The sequence below is a fragment of the Falsigemmobacter intermedius genome (assembly GCF_004054105.1).
GTDB lineage: Bacteria > Pseudomonadota > Alphaproteobacteria > Rhodobacterales > Rhodobacteraceae > Wagnerdoeblera > Wagnerdoeblera intermedia.
The window spans coordinates 17247-33332 of the sequence record NZ_SBLC01000003.1; the positions used below are offsets into that span (position 1 = coordinate 17247).

General features: G+C 62.6%; 15 protein-coding genes. 13 read left to right on the plus strand and 2 right to left on the minus strand.

The genetic code is table 11. From position 1 onward, the window contains the following. Positions 1-14 precede the first annotated feature (14 nt). Positions 15-950 (minus strand): polyprenyl synthetase family protein, encoded by a 936-nt coding sequence (locus EP867_RS02325; protein ID WP_128486790.1) that lies wholly within the window; start codon positions 948-950, stop codon positions 15-17. Between the two features lie 245 nt (positions 951-1195). On the opposite strand from EP867_RS02325, the gene EP867_RS02330 reads away from it, so the two are divergent. The 12 genes from EP867_RS02330 to EP867_RS02385 all read left to right on the plus strand — a co-directional run bounded on the left by EP867_RS02330 (position 1196) and on the right by EP867_RS02385 (position 13245). Then, complete coding sequence (locus tag EP867_RS02330; RefSeq protein WP_128486600.1) at positions 1196-1960, plus strand: tRNA1(Val) (adenine(37)-N6)-methyltransferase; 765 nt, start codon at positions 1196-1198, stop codon at positions 1958-1960. A gap of 99 nt (positions 1961-2059) precedes the next feature. Continuing rightward, positions 2060-2227 (plus strand): YdcH family protein, encoded by a 168-nt coding sequence (locus tag EP867_RS02335; RefSeq protein WP_128486601.1) that lies wholly within the window; start codon positions 2060-2062, stop codon positions 2225-2227. A 397-nt stretch (positions 2228-2624) separates the two neighbouring features. Continuing rightward, positions 2625-3185: a ubiquinol-cytochrome c reductase iron-sulfur subunit gene (gene petA / locus EP867_RS02340; protein ID WP_128486602.1), complete on the plus strand. Its 561-nt coding sequence runs from the start codon at positions 2625-2627 to the stop codon at positions 3183-3185. A gap of 10 nt (positions 3186-3195) precedes the next feature. Further along, a complete protein-coding gene (petB, locus tag EP867_RS02345; protein ID WP_128486603.1) occupies positions 3196-4509 on the plus strand; it encodes a cytochrome b in 1314 nt (437 codons plus the stop codon). A gap of 17 nt (positions 4510-4526) precedes the next feature. Next, positions 4527-5318: a cytochrome c1 gene (locus EP867_RS02350; protein ID WP_128486604.1), complete on the plus strand. Its 792-nt coding sequence runs from the start codon at positions 4527-4529 to the stop codon at positions 5316-5318. A gap of 243 nt (positions 5319-5561) precedes the next feature. After that, positions 5562-6437, plus strand: a complete 876-nt coding sequence (locus EP867_RS02355; protein WP_128486605.1) for a branched-chain amino acid ABC transporter permease — start codon at positions 5562-5564, stop codon at positions 6435-6437. A 3-nt stretch (positions 6438-6440) separates the two neighbouring features. Then, the gene (locus EP867_RS02360) at positions 6441-7523 is read left to right on the plus strand and encodes a branched-chain amino acid ABC transporter permease (protein WP_128486606.1); all 1083 of its coding nucleotides are present in this window, start codon (positions 6441-6443) and stop codon (positions 7521-7523) included. Continuing rightward, entirely contained in the window at positions 7520-8320 is an 801-nt protein-coding gene (locus tag EP867_RS02365; RefSeq protein WP_128486607.1) for an ABC transporter ATP-binding protein, read from the plus strand. Before EP867_RS02360 ends, EP867_RS02365 begins: the two co-directional genes overlap by 4 nt. Beyond that, positions 8317-9090 carry an ABC transporter ATP-binding protein gene (locus EP867_RS02370; RefSeq protein WP_128486608.1) on the plus strand — a complete coding sequence of 258 codons (774 nt, stop codon included), beginning with the start codon at positions 8317-8319 and terminating at the stop codon, positions 9088-9090. The genes EP867_RS02365 and EP867_RS02370 overlap by 4 nt, the downstream gene beginning before the upstream one ends. 2 nt (positions 9091-9092) lie before the next feature. Then, positions 9093-10979 (plus strand): AMP-dependent synthetase/ligase, encoded by a 1887-nt coding sequence (locus EP867_RS02375; RefSeq protein WP_128486609.1) that lies wholly within the window; start codon positions 9093-9095, stop codon positions 10977-10979. A gap of 39 nt (positions 10980-11018) precedes the next feature. Further along, entirely contained in the window at positions 11019-12188 is a 1170-nt protein-coding gene (locus EP867_RS02380) for an ABC transporter substrate-binding protein (protein ID WP_128486610.1), read from the plus strand. 121 nt (positions 12189-12309) lie between these two features. After that, positions 12310-13245: a DMT family transporter gene (locus tag EP867_RS02385; protein ID WP_128486611.1), complete on the plus strand. Its 936-nt coding sequence runs from the start codon at positions 12310-12312 to the stop codon at positions 13243-13245. On the opposite strand, the gene EP867_RS02390 is transcribed toward EP867_RS02385, so the two are convergent. Further along, a complete protein-coding gene (locus EP867_RS02390) occupies positions 13175-13858 on the minus strand; it encodes a thiamine diphosphokinase (protein WP_128486612.1) in 684 nt (227 codons plus the stop codon). The genes EP867_RS02385 and EP867_RS02390 overlap by 71 nt on opposite strands. A 137-nt stretch (positions 13859-13995) precedes the next feature. Here EP867_RS02390 and EP867_RS02395 point away from each other — a divergent pair, with 137 nt between their 5' ends. Then, positions 13996-16026 (plus strand): hypothetical protein, encoded by a 2031-nt coding sequence (locus EP867_RS02395; protein ID WP_128486613.1) that lies wholly within the window; start codon positions 13996-13998, stop codon positions 16024-16026. Positions 16027-16086 lie beyond the last annotated feature (60 nt).

The following is a 16086-nucleotide window of genomic DNA, read 5'->3' on the forward strand; positions in this document are numbered from 1 at the left end:
CAGGGCCGCGAGGCTCAGGTCAGCCGCGCCACCACATAGGTCGCCACATCAGCCAGAATGCCGCGCAGCGGGTGATCGGGCAGATCGGCCAGGGCGGCACGGGCTTTGTCGGCCCAGGCATGGGCTTCAAGGCGGGTCGCCTCCAGCGTGCCGTGTTTTTGCATCAGGCGCAGCGCCTCTTCGAGATCGCCCTCGCGCTGGTCGCCCTTTTCAATGACGCGGGTCCAGAAAGCGCGCTCCTCCACATCGGCTTTCTCGACCGCCAGGATCACCGGCAGGGTCAGCTTGCGCTCGCGGAAATCGTCGCCGATGTTCTTGCCGATGGCTGAGGTGCCACCGTAGTCCAGAAGGTCATCTGCCATCTGGAAGGCGATGCCAAGCGCGTCACCATAGGCAAAAAGCGCGGCCTGCTGCGCGGGGGTGGCATTTGCGACCATGCCGCCGACTTCGCAGGCCGCCGAGAAGAGCGCGGCCGTCTTGCCACGGATGACGTTGAGATAAATCTCGGTCCCGGTTTCCAGGCTTTGGGCGGCGGTCAGCTGCAGCACCTCCCCTTCCGAGATGACGGCTGAGGCATTGGCCAGGGTGGTCACCACCTCCAGCGAGCCGCATTCGGTCATCAGCTGAAAGGCACGGGCGAGGAGATAATCCCCGACCAGAACTGAGGATTTATTGTCCCACAGCAGGTTCGCCGTCGGGCGGCCACGGCGCTTTGTGCTTTCGTCGACCACATCGTCGTGCAGCAGGGTTGCGGTGTGGATGAACTCAACCGTTGCCGCCAGTTTCACCGCGCGGATGTCATCGCTGCCCAGAAGCTTTGCCGCCGCCAGCGTCAGCATCGGGCGCAAACGCTTGCCACCGGCTTCGACCAGATGCGCCGTCACCTCAGGGATGCGCGGCGCGTGCCGGCTGGCCATGCGCTCGCGGATCACGGCATTGACGGCCTCCATCTCAGCGGCGAGGGAAGCGGCAAGGCGGTCGTGGGGTTTGCTCGCGTTCTGGTTCAAAGCGGTATCCTTTATCCCTCTCGGCCCCGCCGCGAGGAAGGCGGCAGGGCTCAGGCCGGGCCCCTTTGCCGGGGCGGCATAATCGCATTGCGGTATAACCGTCTTGCCGCGGCGCGTCCACCAATGGCATAGGGCAGGGCGGCCCGCTTCAGGGCCTTGTGACGGCAGACGGACTGGAGTTGACCGGGATGACCGAGTGTTTCCCGCCTGAGGCGCAGAGTCAGGATCTTTTCCTCGGGGGGCGTCTGCGTCTGGCCCAGCCGCGGGAGGGCTATCGGGCGGCCGCGGATCCGGTTCTTCTGGCAGCGGCCTGTTCGGCCCGACCGGGGCAGGCTGTGCTGGAACTGGGCTGCGGCGTGGGGGTGGCCTCGCTTTGCCTGGGCAGCCGCGTTCCGGGCCTGAGCCTTTCTGGCCTGGAGTTGCAGCCCGCCTATGCGGCGCTGGCGCGGCAGAATGCCGCCACCACCGGGATAGCCTTTGAGGTCCATACCGGTGATCTGCGCGAGATGCCTCCGGCTCTGCGGGGCTCGTTTGATCATGTGATCGCCAATCCGCCCTATTTTACGGCAGAGGGAGGCACCGCTGCCCGCGACGCAGGCCGTGAGACGGCGCAGCGTGAGGACACGCCGCTTTCGGACTGGATCCTTGCGGCACGCAAACGGCTTCATCCGGGCGGCTATCTGACGATGATCAATTCCGCTGACCGGCTGCCGGATATTCTGGCTGGCTGCAACGGCTTTGGCGCGATCACCGTTCTGCCGCTGGCCCCCCGGGAGGGCCGGGCCGCGAACCGGGTCATCGTGCAGGCACGCAAGGGGGCGAAGGGGGCTTTCCGGCTTCTGGCTCCGCTGATCATGCATGAGGGGGCCGTGCACGGGGGCGACCGCGAAAGCTATGCGCCCCTTGCGCGTTCGGTGCTGCGCGAAGGCGCGGCCCTGGCGGTCTTTGGCTGAGAGGCAGAATTAAACGGCTTTGTAACATTTCGGTGTAGTGACACGACTCGTCTTCCGTGTTGCCATGGAACTCCCATCAGGGTTCAGAAGGAGACCGAAATGACCGTGAGTTCGCATCTGCAGGAACTTCGCCGGAAACATGAAGCCCTCTCTGTCAAGGTTGAGCAGGAGCAGCGCAGCCCCGCCAGTGATGACCTCAAGATCACAGAAATGAAGCGCCAGAAGATGCGCCTGAAGGAAGAGATGTCGCGTATCGCGTCTGTCTGATCCTGCACCGGTCATGGTGACATGGCCCCGCGCATCTGCGGTCTCCGCAGATGCGTTTTGATTTTCTCAGTACCGGCGCGGGGCAGCGGCGCTGTCGTCCCGCCCCCAGGGCGGGGATGATCCCGGCTGTGACATTAACTGAAATGTGATTCCCCCCGCACTTCGGCCAAAGCCTGACCGAAGCGGTCAGCTTTCACGCGTGACTTTTTCTTTCGAAGCAAGGCAATTTCAGGGTGGCCATCAGGTCGCAGGCGGTAAAAAGCCGCCCCTGGATTTGGTTTGTTCGCTGGACGTGGGCCATGTGTGCGGCTAAAAGCCGCCCATGAGGGGGATGCCGTGCGCGTCCCCGTTCAGCGCATTTGGCCGGTCTCCCCGGCCGGCAGAGGGAGTTAGACACGTGTCCCACGCAGATGATCACGCAGGCACCCGCAGGGATTTCCTGTATTATGCCACGGCCGGGGCGGGCGCAGTTGCGACCGGCGCCGCCGTCTGGCCGCTGATCAACCAGATGAACCCGTCCGCAGATGTTCAGGCTCTGTCGTCAATTTTTGTCGACATTTCGGGCATTGAGGCCGGCACCCAGCTGACCGTCAAATATCTCGGTAAGCCCGTCTTCATTCGTCGCCGCACCGCGGCTGAGATTGAAGCCGGTCGCAAAGATGACGGCGCAGCGCTGATCGACAATTCGTCGCGCAACCCGAACAAGGCCGGGACCGATGCGTCCGATGCCAACCGCGCAATGGATGACGCCGGCGAATGGCTGGTGATGTCGGGCGTCTGTACGCACCTTGGCTGCGTGCCGATCGGGAATGCTGCCGGCGACTTCGGTGGCTGGTTCTGCCCGTGCCACGGATCGCACTACGATACGGCCGGCCGTATCCGCCGCGGGCCTGCGCCGGAAAACCTGCATATTCCGGTCGCGTCCTTCGTCGACCCCAACACCATCAAGCTGGGCTGAGGAGCGACCCATGTCTGGAATCCCGCACGATCACTACGAGCCGAAGACCGGCATCGAAAAGTGGCTCCATAAGCGCCTGCCGATCGTCTCGGTCGCCTATGACACGCTGATGATCCCGACGCCGAAGAACCTGAACTGGATGTGGATCTGGGGCATTGTCCTCGCATTCTGCCTTGGTCTTCAGATCATCACCGGCATCGTCCTCGTGATGCACTACACCCCCCATGTGGATCTGGCCTTCTCGTCGGTTGAGCATATCATGCGCAACGTGAACGGCGGCCATATGATCCGCTATCTGCATGCCAACGGAGCGTCGCTCTTCTTCGTTGCCGTTTACCTGCACATGTTCCGTGGCCTTTACTACGGCTCGTACAAAGCGCCGCGCGAAGTGGTCTGGATCCTCGGGATGCTGATCTACCTTGCGATGATGGCGACGGCCTTCATGGGCTATGTTCTGCCCTGGGGTCAGATGTCGTTCTGGGGTGCAACCGTGATCACCGGCCTCTTCGGCGCGATCCCGGGCGTTGGTCCGGCGATTCAGGAGTGGCTGCTGGGCGGACCGGCTGTTGATAACGCAACGCTGAACCGCTTCTTCTCGCTGCACTACCTGCTGCCCTTCGTCATCGCTGCTCTGGTGGGTCTGCACATCTGGGCCTTCCACCACGTTGGCAACGGCAACCCGACCGGTGTCGAAGTGCGTCGCACCTCGAAAGCCGAAGCGGAAAAAGACACCGTTCCGTTCTGGCCCTACTACGTCATCAAGGATCTGCTGGCCCTTGCTGTCGTGCTGATCGTCTTCTTCGCGATCGTGGGCTTCATGCCGAACTACCTCGGCCACCCGGACAACTACATCCCGGCGAACCCGCTGGTCACCCCGGCACATATCGTCCCGGAATGGTACTTCCTGCCCTTCTACGCGATCCTGCGCGCCTTCACCGCAGACGTCTGGGTTGTGATGCTGGTCAACTGGGTCACCTTCGGTATCGTCGACGCGAAATTCTTCGGTGTTCTGGCGATGTTCGGCGCGATTGCCGTGCTGGCGCTGGCGCCCTGGCTGGACACCTCCTCGGTGCGTTCGGGCAAATACCGTCCGATGTTCAAATGGTGGTACTGGCTGCTGGCCATCGACTTCATGGTGCTGATGTGGGTTGGCGCAATGCCGGCTGAAGGCCTCTACACCTGGATCTCGCTGATCGCATCGACCTATTGGTTCGCCTACTTCCTGGTGATCCTGCCGCTGCTGGGCCTCATTGAGAAGCCGCTGCCGCTGCCGGCAACCATCGAAGATGACTTCAACTCGCACTACGAACAGCCGGCGAAGTGAGAGAAGGGACAATGAACATGATCCGCAAACTCTCCCTCGCAGCTGCCCTGGCACTGGCTCCGGCCGCAGCCATGGCTGCAGGCGCTGCCGGTCACATCGAAGACTTCGCCTTCTCCTTTGAAGGCCCCTTCGGTAAATACGATGAGCTGCAGCTGCAGCGCGGTCTGAAGGTCTACACCGAAGTCTGCGCCGCCTGCCACGGTCTTGAGCATGTCGCGATCCGCTCGCTGGCAGACAAGGGCGGCCCTGCGCTGCCCGAAGACCAGGTCCGTGCCTATGCCAAAGGCCTTGCCCCCGTGGCTCTGCCTGATGGCGAAGAGCGTGCCCGTGAGACCTCGGACCACTTCCCGGCTTCGGGTCTGCCGACCGCGCCGGATCTGTCGCTGATGGCAAAAGCCCGCTCGGGCTTCCACGGCCCCTACGGCCTTGGCATCAACCAGTTCGTCAATGGCATCGGCGGTCCTGAGTATATCGCTTCGCTTCTCACCGGTTACACCGGCAACGAGAAAGAAGAAGCCGGCTCGACCTTCTATGAAAACACCGCCTTCCCGGGCGGCTGGATCGCCATGGCCCCGCCGCTGGCCTCGGATGGTCTCGTTGAATATGACGATGGTCACGCCAATACCGCACGCGCGATGGCTGAAGATGTCACCGCCTTCCTGATGTGGACGGCTGAGCCGAAGATGATGGCCCGTAAACAGGCTGGCTTCACGGCTGTGATCTTCCTGAGCATCCTTGCTGTTCTGCTCTATCTGACCAACAAAAAGCTCTGGTCGGGCATCAAAGGCCGCAAGAAAAAACACGCCTGATCTCTGATGAGATGTGACCTGGATAAGCCCCGCTTTTGCGGGGCTTTTTCGCATGTGCTCACGCCGAAATGCCGCGACGGTGACGCCGGTGTGATCTCCCGGGCCGTCCGCTTCCCTAAGGTCAGCCGGGAATTTTCCTTGACGACTGCGCCTGAGGCGATGCCACATGGCTCAGGGGCAGGCGGGAGGCCTGCCCGGTGCAGGACGCCGCCGCAGAGCATCGCCTGCTCAGGGAGGACATCGATGGACGTGGTACAGCTCCTCGTAAGCGGGCTGGCCAATGGCTGTGTCTACGGGCTGGTCGCGCTTGGCTTCGTTCTGATCTACAAGGCTACCGAGGCGGTGAATTTCGCCCAGGGGGATCTGATGATGCTTGGGGCCTTTGTCACCCTGGGCCTCGTGAATCCGCAGTACCTTGGAATTCCCTTCTGGCTGGCGCTGCCGCTTGCGCTGCTGATCATGGCCGCCATCGGTTATCTGATCGATGCCACGATCCTGCGCGCGGTATTTGGAGAGAGCCAGACTTCGGTCATCATTCTGACGATTGCTCTGGGCTTTGTGATCCGCTTTGTGGTGGGCGTGATCTGGGGGCATGACCCGCAGTCGCTGCATTCACCGCTGGCAGGCGGGGAACTGCGCTTCGGCGGCGTGGTGCTGAGCGTGGCGGATCTGGCGGTGATTATCACCACGCTGCTGCTGACCTTTTTTCTCTTTCAGTTCTTTCAGCGCACCCGGATCGGCCTTGCGATGCAGGCGGCCAGTCAGAACCAGATGGCAGCCTATTACATGGGGATCCCGGTAAAGCGCGTCCAGGGTCTGGTCTGGGCGCTGGCCGGTGTGGTCGCGGCGGTGGCCGGGGTGCTTTATGCCTCAAAAGGCGCGATCGATCCGAATGCCGGATTTATTGGCATCAAGGCCTTCGCGGCAGCGGTGATCGGCGGCTTCGGCTCGCTGCCCGGGGCGCTTTTCGGCGGCATCATCGTCGGGGTGATCGAACCCTTTGCAGCGCGCTACCTGCCACCGGGCTACAGCCAGATTGCTCCCTATGCCCTGTTGATCCTTGTTCTTGTGTTTCGTCCGCATGGCCTGTTTGCGCAGGTCCGCACCAAAAAGGTCTGAGCGATGCGGTTTCACTTTAAGACCGGTTACGACACCGACATCGACCTCTTCCCCGATTGGTGGAAGCGGGGGCTTTATCTGGCGCTGCTGGTCCTGGCGCTGTCTCTGCCCTTTCTGCTGGATGAGTTTTTTATTGGGGAGATGACCAATGTGCTGATCTGGACCGTCTCAGGTCTGGGTCTGATGTTGCTGACGGGACAGACAGGGCAGGTGAGCCTTGGGCATTCCGCCTTCATGGCGCTTGGCTGTTATGCCTGCGTGATGATGATGGAGGCGGGCGTGCCTTTCATCCCCGCCTTCCTGCTGGCGGGCGTGATCACCGGGCTGGTAGGCGCGTTGATCGCCATACCGGCCCTGAAACTGCACGGGGTCTATCTGGCGATTGCGACGCTTGCTCTGGCCATTCTGGCGGATGATCTGATTGTGCTTCTGGCTCCCTGGACGGGAGGCGTGAACGGGAAATATGCCCCGGAAATCAACATCTTCGGGTTGGTGATCGACCGCTGGTCCACCCCGGATTACTATTACTGGATGGTGCTGGCGGTGGTGATCGGGGTGACCTTTGCTTACCGCAATATCCTGCGCTCTCCCCTTGGGCGCAGCTTTGCTGCCGTGCGCGACAGTGAGATCTCGGCGCAGGCCATGGGGGTTGATATCGCCCGGACAAAGACAATGGCTTTTGGTCTTTCCTGTGCCATTGCAGGTCTTGGCGGCGCGCTGATGGGGCTGTTTGCCGGGGCCTTTAACAATGAGACCTTCAACTTCCTGATCGCCATTCAGCTGGTGATGATGGTGGTTGTCGGCGGCCTTGGCTTCATCCATGGCGCTTTTCTGGGGGCCGTTGTCGTGGCCTTCCTGCCGCAGCTCCTCTCCATTCTCACCTCCTCCTTCGGGCGGGGCATGTCGGTACCGGGACTGGAAACGGGTGTCTTTGGGTTCCTTCTGATCCTCTTCATCCTCTTTGAGCCGATGGGACTCTATGGAAGATGGCTGAAAATACGTACATGGGCAGAATTATTCCCCTTTGCGCGTAAGGACATGTTCAAGCGTCAGAAGTCCTATCTCAAAACGGAGCGTCTGCGGTGAGCCTTTTGGAATTAAAAGACGTCACCCTGAAATTCGGCGGGCTGACGGCCGTGAACGCGCTGAACCTCTCGGTCAATGAGGGGGAGGTTTTCGCTCTCGTCGGGCCGAATGGGGCGGGGAAGTCGACCGTCTTCAACCTGATCTCACGGTTCTACACGCCCGCTTCCGGCACCATCCGCTTTGACGGGCAGGATCTTCTGGCCCGTCCGTCTCATGCTGTTCCGTCCTCAGGCGTGGCGCGGACCTTTCAGAACATCGAGCTTTTTCACCAGGCAACGGTTTTGCAGAACCTGCTGGTCGGTCGTCACCGCCACCGGCGGGCCAGCGCTCTTGAGAATATCCTCTTCACCCCGCGGGTCCGCGCGGAGGAGCGGGCCCACCGGGAGGCTGTGGAAGAGGTGATCGACTTTCTGGATCTGCAACCCTATCGCGACCAGCGCATTGCCGGGCTGCCTTACGGCATCCGCAAAGTGGTGGAACTGGGCCGGGCGCTCGCCACAAAACCGCGCCTTCTGCTGCTTGATGAACCTGCCTCCGGCCTCTCGGTCGAAGAGACGCAGAATATGCGCTGGTGGATCGATGACATCCGCCGCCAGATGGGCATCACGGTTCTGATGGTTGAGCATGACATGGGCCTGGTGGCGCGGGTCTGTGACCGGGTGGTGGCGCTCGATGGCGGCAAAAAGATCGCTGAAGGCACGCCTGCGGAGGTTCAATCCGATCCGGCAGTGATCGCAGCCTACCTCGGGACCAGCGCCATCTCTAAAACCGCCACAGCCAGCGGAGAGCGCAGATGAGCACACCTCTGCTGGAGATCCGCAATCTCGAAACCTTCTACGGTCCGATCATGGCGCTGCGGGGCGTCTCGCTGAGTGTGGCGCGGGGCAGGGTGGTTGCGGTTCTGGGGGCCAATGGCGCGGGGAAGACCACGCTTCTGAAGACCGTCTCCGGCATTATGACCGCCGAGAAGGGTGAGATTTTGCTGGAGGGCGAGACGGTCAGCGGGCTGGAGCCGCACCGCGTTGTTGAGGCCGGTATCGTCCATGTCCCGGAGGGGCGTGAGGTCTTTCCCCTGCTGACGGTGGATGAGAACCTGACGCTTGGGGCTTACCGGCGCCGGGATAAGGCGGAGATCGCCCGCGACCGTGAGATGGTCTTCACCTACTTCCCGATCCTTGCCGAGCGCCGCGCCCAGGAAGCAGGCACGCTTTCGGGCGGGCAGCAGCAGATGCTGGCCATCGGACGCGGGCTGATGCTGCGACCGAAGCTGATGCTGCTTGATGAGCCTTCGCTCGGCCTTTCGCCGCTGCTGACGCAGGAGATTTTCGCGATCCTCCGGCGGCTCAATAAAGATGAAGGCGTCACCATGATGCTGGTTGAGCAGAATGCGGCCGTGGCGCTGGATCTGGCCGATGATGGCTATGTGCTGGAGCTTGGGCGGATTGTGATGAACGGCTCTGCCGCGCGGCTGGCGGAGTCGGAGGATATTCAGAGCTTCTATCTGGGCCACGCCAATGAAGGTGCCCGCGGTGAGCGCCGCTGGAAGCGCCGAAAGACCTGGAGGTGAGCATGTCGATGCAGCAGCCGGTTCCGAAAATGCGCAGCGTCAAAGGCATCTCGATCAATGAAGACAGTGGCCAGCGCCCGCTGATGGTGGATGGCTGTGCCACGCTGTCCGCGCTCTTTCGCTTGCGGGCGGAGGAGACGCCGGATGCGGTGGCGCATCGAGAGAAGCACCTTGGCATCTGGAAGGAATTTACCTGGGGCGACTACTATACCCATGCCCGATGGATCGGCCTGGGCCTGCGCAGCCTTGGGATGCAGCGCGGTGATGTGGTGCAGATCCTGTCAGAAGACCGCAAAGAGTGGCTGTATATCGACCAGGGCGTGCAATGCATGGGGGGCATTTCTTCGGGGGTCTATACCACCGATTCCGCCAGCCAGCTCGGCTATATCCTGAGTGACAGCCGCTGCCGCTTTCTGGTGGTGGAAAACGAAGAACAGCTTGATAAATTTCTCGAAATTCCCGACGGCGCGCCGGGGGTGGAAAAGGTCATCATCCTCGAAGACGAGGGCCTCCACGCGCTGAGCGGCGAGCGCTTTCTGTTTCTGGACGCGCTTTACGATCTTGGCCGCAGTTTTGAGGCGGCAAACCCCGGGCTCTTTGAGGCCGAGATTGACTGCAACCGCCCCGAAGATGTGGCGCTGCTCATCTATACCTCCGGCACCACCGGCCCGCCCAAAGGCGCGATGCTGACCCATGAGAATATCATTCACGCCATTCACGGCGGGCTTTGCAATCTGGCGGTAAAGCCGGGGGCTGAGCAGCTCTGCTTTCTGCCGCTTTGTCATATTTTTGAGCGGGACAACTCGGCCTATTTCCCGCTGGCGGCGCGTTCGATCGTGAATTTTGCCGAAAGCACTGAGACGGTTTTCGACAACCTGCGCGAGGTCAGCCCGCAGACCTTTTCCGCCGTGCCGCGGGTCTGGGAGAAGATCTATTCCCGCGTGCTGATCCTTGCCCAGGAGGCGACCTGGACCGGGCGCAAAGCCTTTGATCTGGCGATGAAGGCCGGGATGCTGCGCGCCGATCTGCAGGCCTCGGGCAAAGCACCGAACCCCCTGCAGCGACTGGCGATCGGGGCGGCGGATCTGTTGGTTTTCCGCAATCTGCGTCAGCTTCTGGGGCTTGACCGGTTGCAGCAGGGGATTTCCGGTGCGGCCCCGATCAGTCCGGCGCTGATCAAATGGTATCGTGCCATCGGCGTGCCGGTCTATGAGGGCTATGGCATGACCGAAAATGCCGCGAACTGCACCGTGAACCGCCCCGGCGCCGAGAAACACGGCTCAGTCGGTCAGGCGATGCCCGGGGTGGATCTGCGGATCGCTGAAGATGGGGAGATCCAGACCAAAGCGCTGGCAAATTTCAAAGGCTATCTGAACCTGCCGGAAAAGACCGCCGAGACCTTTACCGCAGACGGCTGGCTCAGGACCGGGGATATCGGGCGCATTGACGAGCAGGGTTATCTTTATATCACCGGGCGTCTGAAGGACATCATCATCACCGCAGGAGGCAAGAATATCACCCCCGCCGAGATCGAGAGCCGGCTGAAGTTCAGCCATTACATCTCAGATGCGGTGATCATCGGTGACCGGCGCAAATATCTGACCGCGCTGATTATGATCGACCAGGAGAACGTCGAAAAGTACGCTCAGACCCATAAGGTCTTCTACTCTGACTTTGCCTCTCTGACCCGCACCGCAGAGGTGCAGGCGCTCATCCGGGCGGAAGTTGAGGCCGTGAACAAAGAATTCGCCCGTGTCGAGCAGATCAAGGATTTTCGCCTCATCGACGTTCTGCTGACGGCCGAAGATGACGAACTGACCGCCACCATGAAGCTGAAGCGCAGCTTCGTTGAGAAGAAGCATAAGGCACTGATTGACCAGATGTATTGAGTGACGCGGGGGCAGGGCCGCCGCAGCAGGGAGGACGGAATGAAACGGACCATGAAGGCAGTTGCGGGTGCCATGCTGGCTCTGGGCCTGTCCCAGGCGGCGCTGGCGCAGACCCAGGGCGTCAGCGACAGTGAGGTCGTGATCGGCTCGGTCAATGATATGTCGGGGATCTTTGCCGCCATCGGTGTGCCTGCGATGAACGGGGCGGCCCTGCGCTTTGAGCAGGCCAATGCCGCAGGCGGCGTGCATGGCCGCCAGATCAAATTCATCGCCGAAGATATGGGCTATCAGCTCCCCCGCGCGACCCAGGCCTATAACAAGCTGGTCAACCGCGACAAAGTTTTTGCGATGATCCAGTCGCTTGGCACGCCGCATAACCTGGCAGGCTTTCAGGTGATGGACCCGAAGGGGGTCTTTAACATCAACCCGCTGACGGCTGCGCGTGAAATGCTGCCGCATGACAATTTCAAAACCAAGTTCATCGGCTTCTCCAGCTATTACGATCAGACCGTCGCGGGGCTGCGCTATCTGGCCAAAGAGACCGGGCTGAAAAAGGTCTGCACGATGTATCTGCCGACCGACTTTGGCACAGAGATCTCTTCGGCCACCAAAGAGAAGGCGGCGGAGCTGGGGCTGGAGTTCGCCTCTGAGACCACCCACAAGCCCGATGAGCAGGATTTCGTGGGCGCAGTGCAGAAACTGAAGGCCGATGGGTGTCAGATCATCACCATGGCGCTGGGCGTGCGGGCGGGCATCACCGTGGTCGGCACCGCCAAGCAGATGGGCTGGACGGATGTGAAATTCCTCGCCACTTCGGCGGGCTTCCTTGAGGCGGTGGCGGCGGTTCCCGGTGGCGTTACCGACGGGCTTTATGCGGCCGCGGGCTGGGTGGATCTGCAGCCGCGCAAGGGGGATCCGGTCCCGGCGGCTTTCGTGAAGGCTTATGAAGAGAAATACGGCCAGCCCGCCACCGGATTTGCCATGCTGGGTTACTCAACGGCCGATATCGTGGTGCGTGCGCTGGAAGCCGCAGGCAAAGACCTGAACCGCGACAGCTTTCTTGCTGCGATGGAGCAGCTCGACTTCCATGACGAGCTGACCGACATGCATATGAAATATACCCCCGATAACCATCAGGGCGCCAATGAGGTGACCATCTCGATCGTCAAAGACGGCATGTGGCATCTGATCGCGCGCGAAACGCTCTGACCCTTTGTGCGGCTTAAGTGCGGCAGCCCTTCGGGGCTGCCGTTCTGTTTGCGCTTTAGCTCTTTACCAAACCGCCGCTGCGGCTATGGATCAGAAGGGGGCAGACAGAAGAGGGCAGGCAATGCAGCGTTCCGGTGACCGGGTGATGACCGGGATTGTTCTGATGCTGGGCTTTTGTCTTTTCGCGCCGCTGATTGATGTGAGCTCAAAGCTCGCAACGGCCACGGTCTCGGTGGGCATCATCACGCTCGGACGCTATGTGGTGCAGGGGGCCCTGATGGCCCCGGTGCTTTATCTCGGGCGCTTTCCGGGCGGGATGTCGCGGCGCGGCGCACAGCTGGTGTTCTGGCGCTCGCTGGCCTCGGTTCTCTCGACCCTGACCTTTGTGCGGGCGGTGGCGGTTATGCCGATCGCAGATGCCCTGGCCATCGCTTTTGTCGAGCCGTTCATCATCCTGCTGGCCGGGCGGATCTTCTTTGCCGAGCAGGTCGGCCCGCGCCGGATTGCCGCCTGTGCGGTGGGCTTTGCCGGGGCGCTTCTGGTGATCCAGCCCTCATTTTCCGAGTTTGGCCTTGTGGCCCTGCTGCCCGTGGGCACGGCGATCAGCTTTGCGGCTTATATGATGATTACCCGTGAAGCGTCCCTTCATGTGGCCCCTGAGGCGATGCAGTTTCACACCGCCTGGATGTCCGCGCTGATCTGTCTGCCGCTGCTGGCGGCGGGCGGGCTGTGGCAGATCGCGGATCTTGCGCCTGTGCTGCCGCAGGGCATCGCCTGGGCCTGGGTGGCGGGCGTCGGGGTGGCCGCGACCGTCAGCCATCTGATGATGACCTATGCCTTCCGTTTCGCCGCCTCCTCCGTTCTGGCACCGCTGCATTATCTTGAGATCGTCTCTGCCGCGACCCTGGCCTGGGCGGTCTTTGGCGACTTCCCCGATCTTCTGACCTGGTGCGGGATCGGTGTGATCGTGGCCTCAGGGCTTTACATCATTTACCGGGAACATGTTGTGTCCCGAGGGCTGAAAGCGCGGCCCGCAGCTGCGCCCGCGGCAGAATAACCAGCATTCCGGGCTGATCGAACTGCAGGCGCACCTCGGGGCAGCTTGCGATATTCGAGGTTCCGATGTGACCCGCCGGGGTGAAACGGATCCCCTCGATCGGCCAGCGCAGCCCCTGCGAGCGGCCTGTGACCGAGGCCATGGGAAAGAGCGACACTCTGCAGCGGGGGGGCAGCGACAGCTGCAGCTCCCGCCCCGGCGGCGCTGCAAGAACCACGTCAGACGCCGACAGAATCAGAGCATGTCGTTCGGATCTTTGCACGAGAGAGTTGAAAACGGCGAGGGTGTGATCAACCCGGCCGCCGGAAAAACCAAGGCAAAGGCAGAATGGGGCCGAAATATGGCGCAGGGCTTTGTCGAAATCGGTGGAATACTGCTCAGTGATCCGATGCAACCGATCGGCGAACCGCTGCCGCGCTGCACGGCTCAGACTGTCGAGATCTCCGATGACTGCCCGGGGGGAAACCCCAAGTTTTATTGCCCGGTCCGCCCCGCCGTCTGCTGCAACCAGGGTGGGAGCAAGCCCCAGGGCTTCGGTCATCAGGGCAGGCGGCACCGGGCCGCCGCCGATCAGGGTGATCCCGTGGAGGGACTCGACAAGCTTCGTTTCCATGGAAAAACTCATCTCAATTAAGGCAAAGTTTGGCAAGTTCGGCCATGAACAATCCTTCTTCTCGCCCTGACCGTTCCCAGGAGACAGGCGATAAGAGGGAGAGTTAAGGGTTTCGTTCCGACGGAAGGCAGAATGTCATGGTGCAACAGAACCGTATTCTGACGGTTTCTTACGGAACCTTCTCCTGCACGCTGGAGGGGTTCAATGATCCCTTCGGCACGATGAAGGCGATTGCAGAATACTTTCGTGACCTCGCGTCTGAGGATCGGTTTTTCGGGGCAGAGCCGCCGCAGCCCGATGCTGCCATGCTGCACCGCATTGCCGAGCGTGAACTGCAGCGCCGCGTCGAAGCAAGGGTGACTGAGAACAGCGTCGTGCTGCGTGCCGAAGAGGATGCGCCGCAGGTTGATGAGCGTGAGCCCCCTAAGGTGACCATGCCCGCCGCAGCGACGGAGCAGTCTGTGCCTCCGCAGCGTCCTGTCCTGCGTGGTGCGGATGCGCCCGAGGCGGGGGGCGAGACGGCGGCGGAGCGTCTGGTGCGTCTGCGTGCGGCCTCTCAGGCCCGCGACGCCGGGGCGGAGACTGCGGCTTTGCCGGCCGACGTCCTGCAGGCGGCTGAGGGCCTTGAGGCTCAGATGCCCGATCTGACGGATCTGACGCTGGATCTGGCACCCGAGAGTGATCTTGGCGAAGATCTCGTTGCCGCAGGGTCGCGCACTGCCGCCAGCCTGCTGGCAGAGGCAGAGTCCCTTCCGGCAGAGGAAGAGCCCGCCCCTGAGGCCAAATCTGAGGGGCCTGCGGCTGCCGCAGAGAACCCGAAGGGCTGGGAAGTCCGCCGCCGCCAGCGCCAGATGGAGCGCCGCCGCGCCCGCCGCGCCGCGCGTGAGGCTGCCGCGCGCGAGGCTGCTGCGACTGAGGCTGTTGCGACTGAGGCTGCCGCCGCTGAGGCCCCCTCAGTGGCGCCGAATTTTGCCCTCGCAGATCCGGATGCGCCCGCGCCTGCGACCGACACGACCTTCAGCCTCGACGCTCTGGAAGACAGCCTTGCCGGTTTTGAGGCTGAGGCGCGCAGCGATCTGGCAAATGAGAGCCGCGCTCCCGTCCCGCATGAGCCTGAGGCCGGTGGCGATGTTCAAAGCCTGATTGCCCGCATGACGGGGCAGACTGCGGCAGAGCCTGAGGCCCGCCCCGGTCCGCCGCGCCGGGTTATCCGTATCCTGCGCGAAGATGCCCCCGCCGTCGCGCGTCCCGCCGCTGCAGAGGCAGAGGCCGGGACCGACAGTATGATTGCCTCGCTTCTGGGGGCGCTGGCCGAGACCACGGCTGCGCAGGCTTCTCCCGTGGCCCCTGTTGAGCCAGCGGTGAATACCGCCCCTTCGCAGGAGCCGGTCGCCCCCGCCGCGGCGGAAGCTGAGGTCGCGCGTCCGCCCCGGCCGCGCCGCCCTGAGCGCAGCGGGACCGCAACCGCCCGCCCGGCACCGCTGCGTCCGCTGCGTGAACGCGCGGAAGCCGCCCCTGCGACCCCTGCGGCGCAGGTCTCTGTTGAGCGCCTGATCCGTCAGGTCGGCTCGGAGATGGAAGAGCCCGCCACCCGCCGCCGGACCTCGACCATCGCTCATCTGAAGGCTGCGGTTGCAGCCACCGTGGCTGAGCGCATGATCCCCGGTCTTCGTCGTGAGGCGAAGGATGAAACCGTGGTTTACCGCAACGACCTGGCCGATGCGGTCAGCCTGGAAGACCAGGGGCGCAGCCTCCCTGCGGACCGCGTGGCGCCGCTTGTGCTGGTCTCCTCGCAGCGGGTCGAGCGTGCGCCTGCACCCGTCGTTGCCGAAGAGATGGGGGAGGTTGCGGCCCCGGCGCGCCCGCGCCGTGTCAGCTCTGCCGTGCTGGCCGAAGCTCTCGCCCCTGAGCCGGTCAGCCCCCGCAGCGCCGGTCGCTCGATTGAACAGGCAACCCGGCTTCTCGAAAGCGCGGCCCAGGCGCTTCTCGCCTCTGCGGATGAGCCGGTGTTCACCCGCCCGCAACTGATGCGCGAAGCGGCTCTCGATGCCCGTGGTTTCAGCCGGGATGAAGCGCTGATCGCTTTCGGCACTCTGCTGCGGGAGGGCCGTATCCTGCGCGCGAGCCGCGGGTTGTTCACCCTCGCAGAGGACGGCGCCGCCGCCTGAACTGAGGCCGGAACATGAAAAAAGGCGCATCCCGGGGGATGCGCCTTTTGCTTATACCGC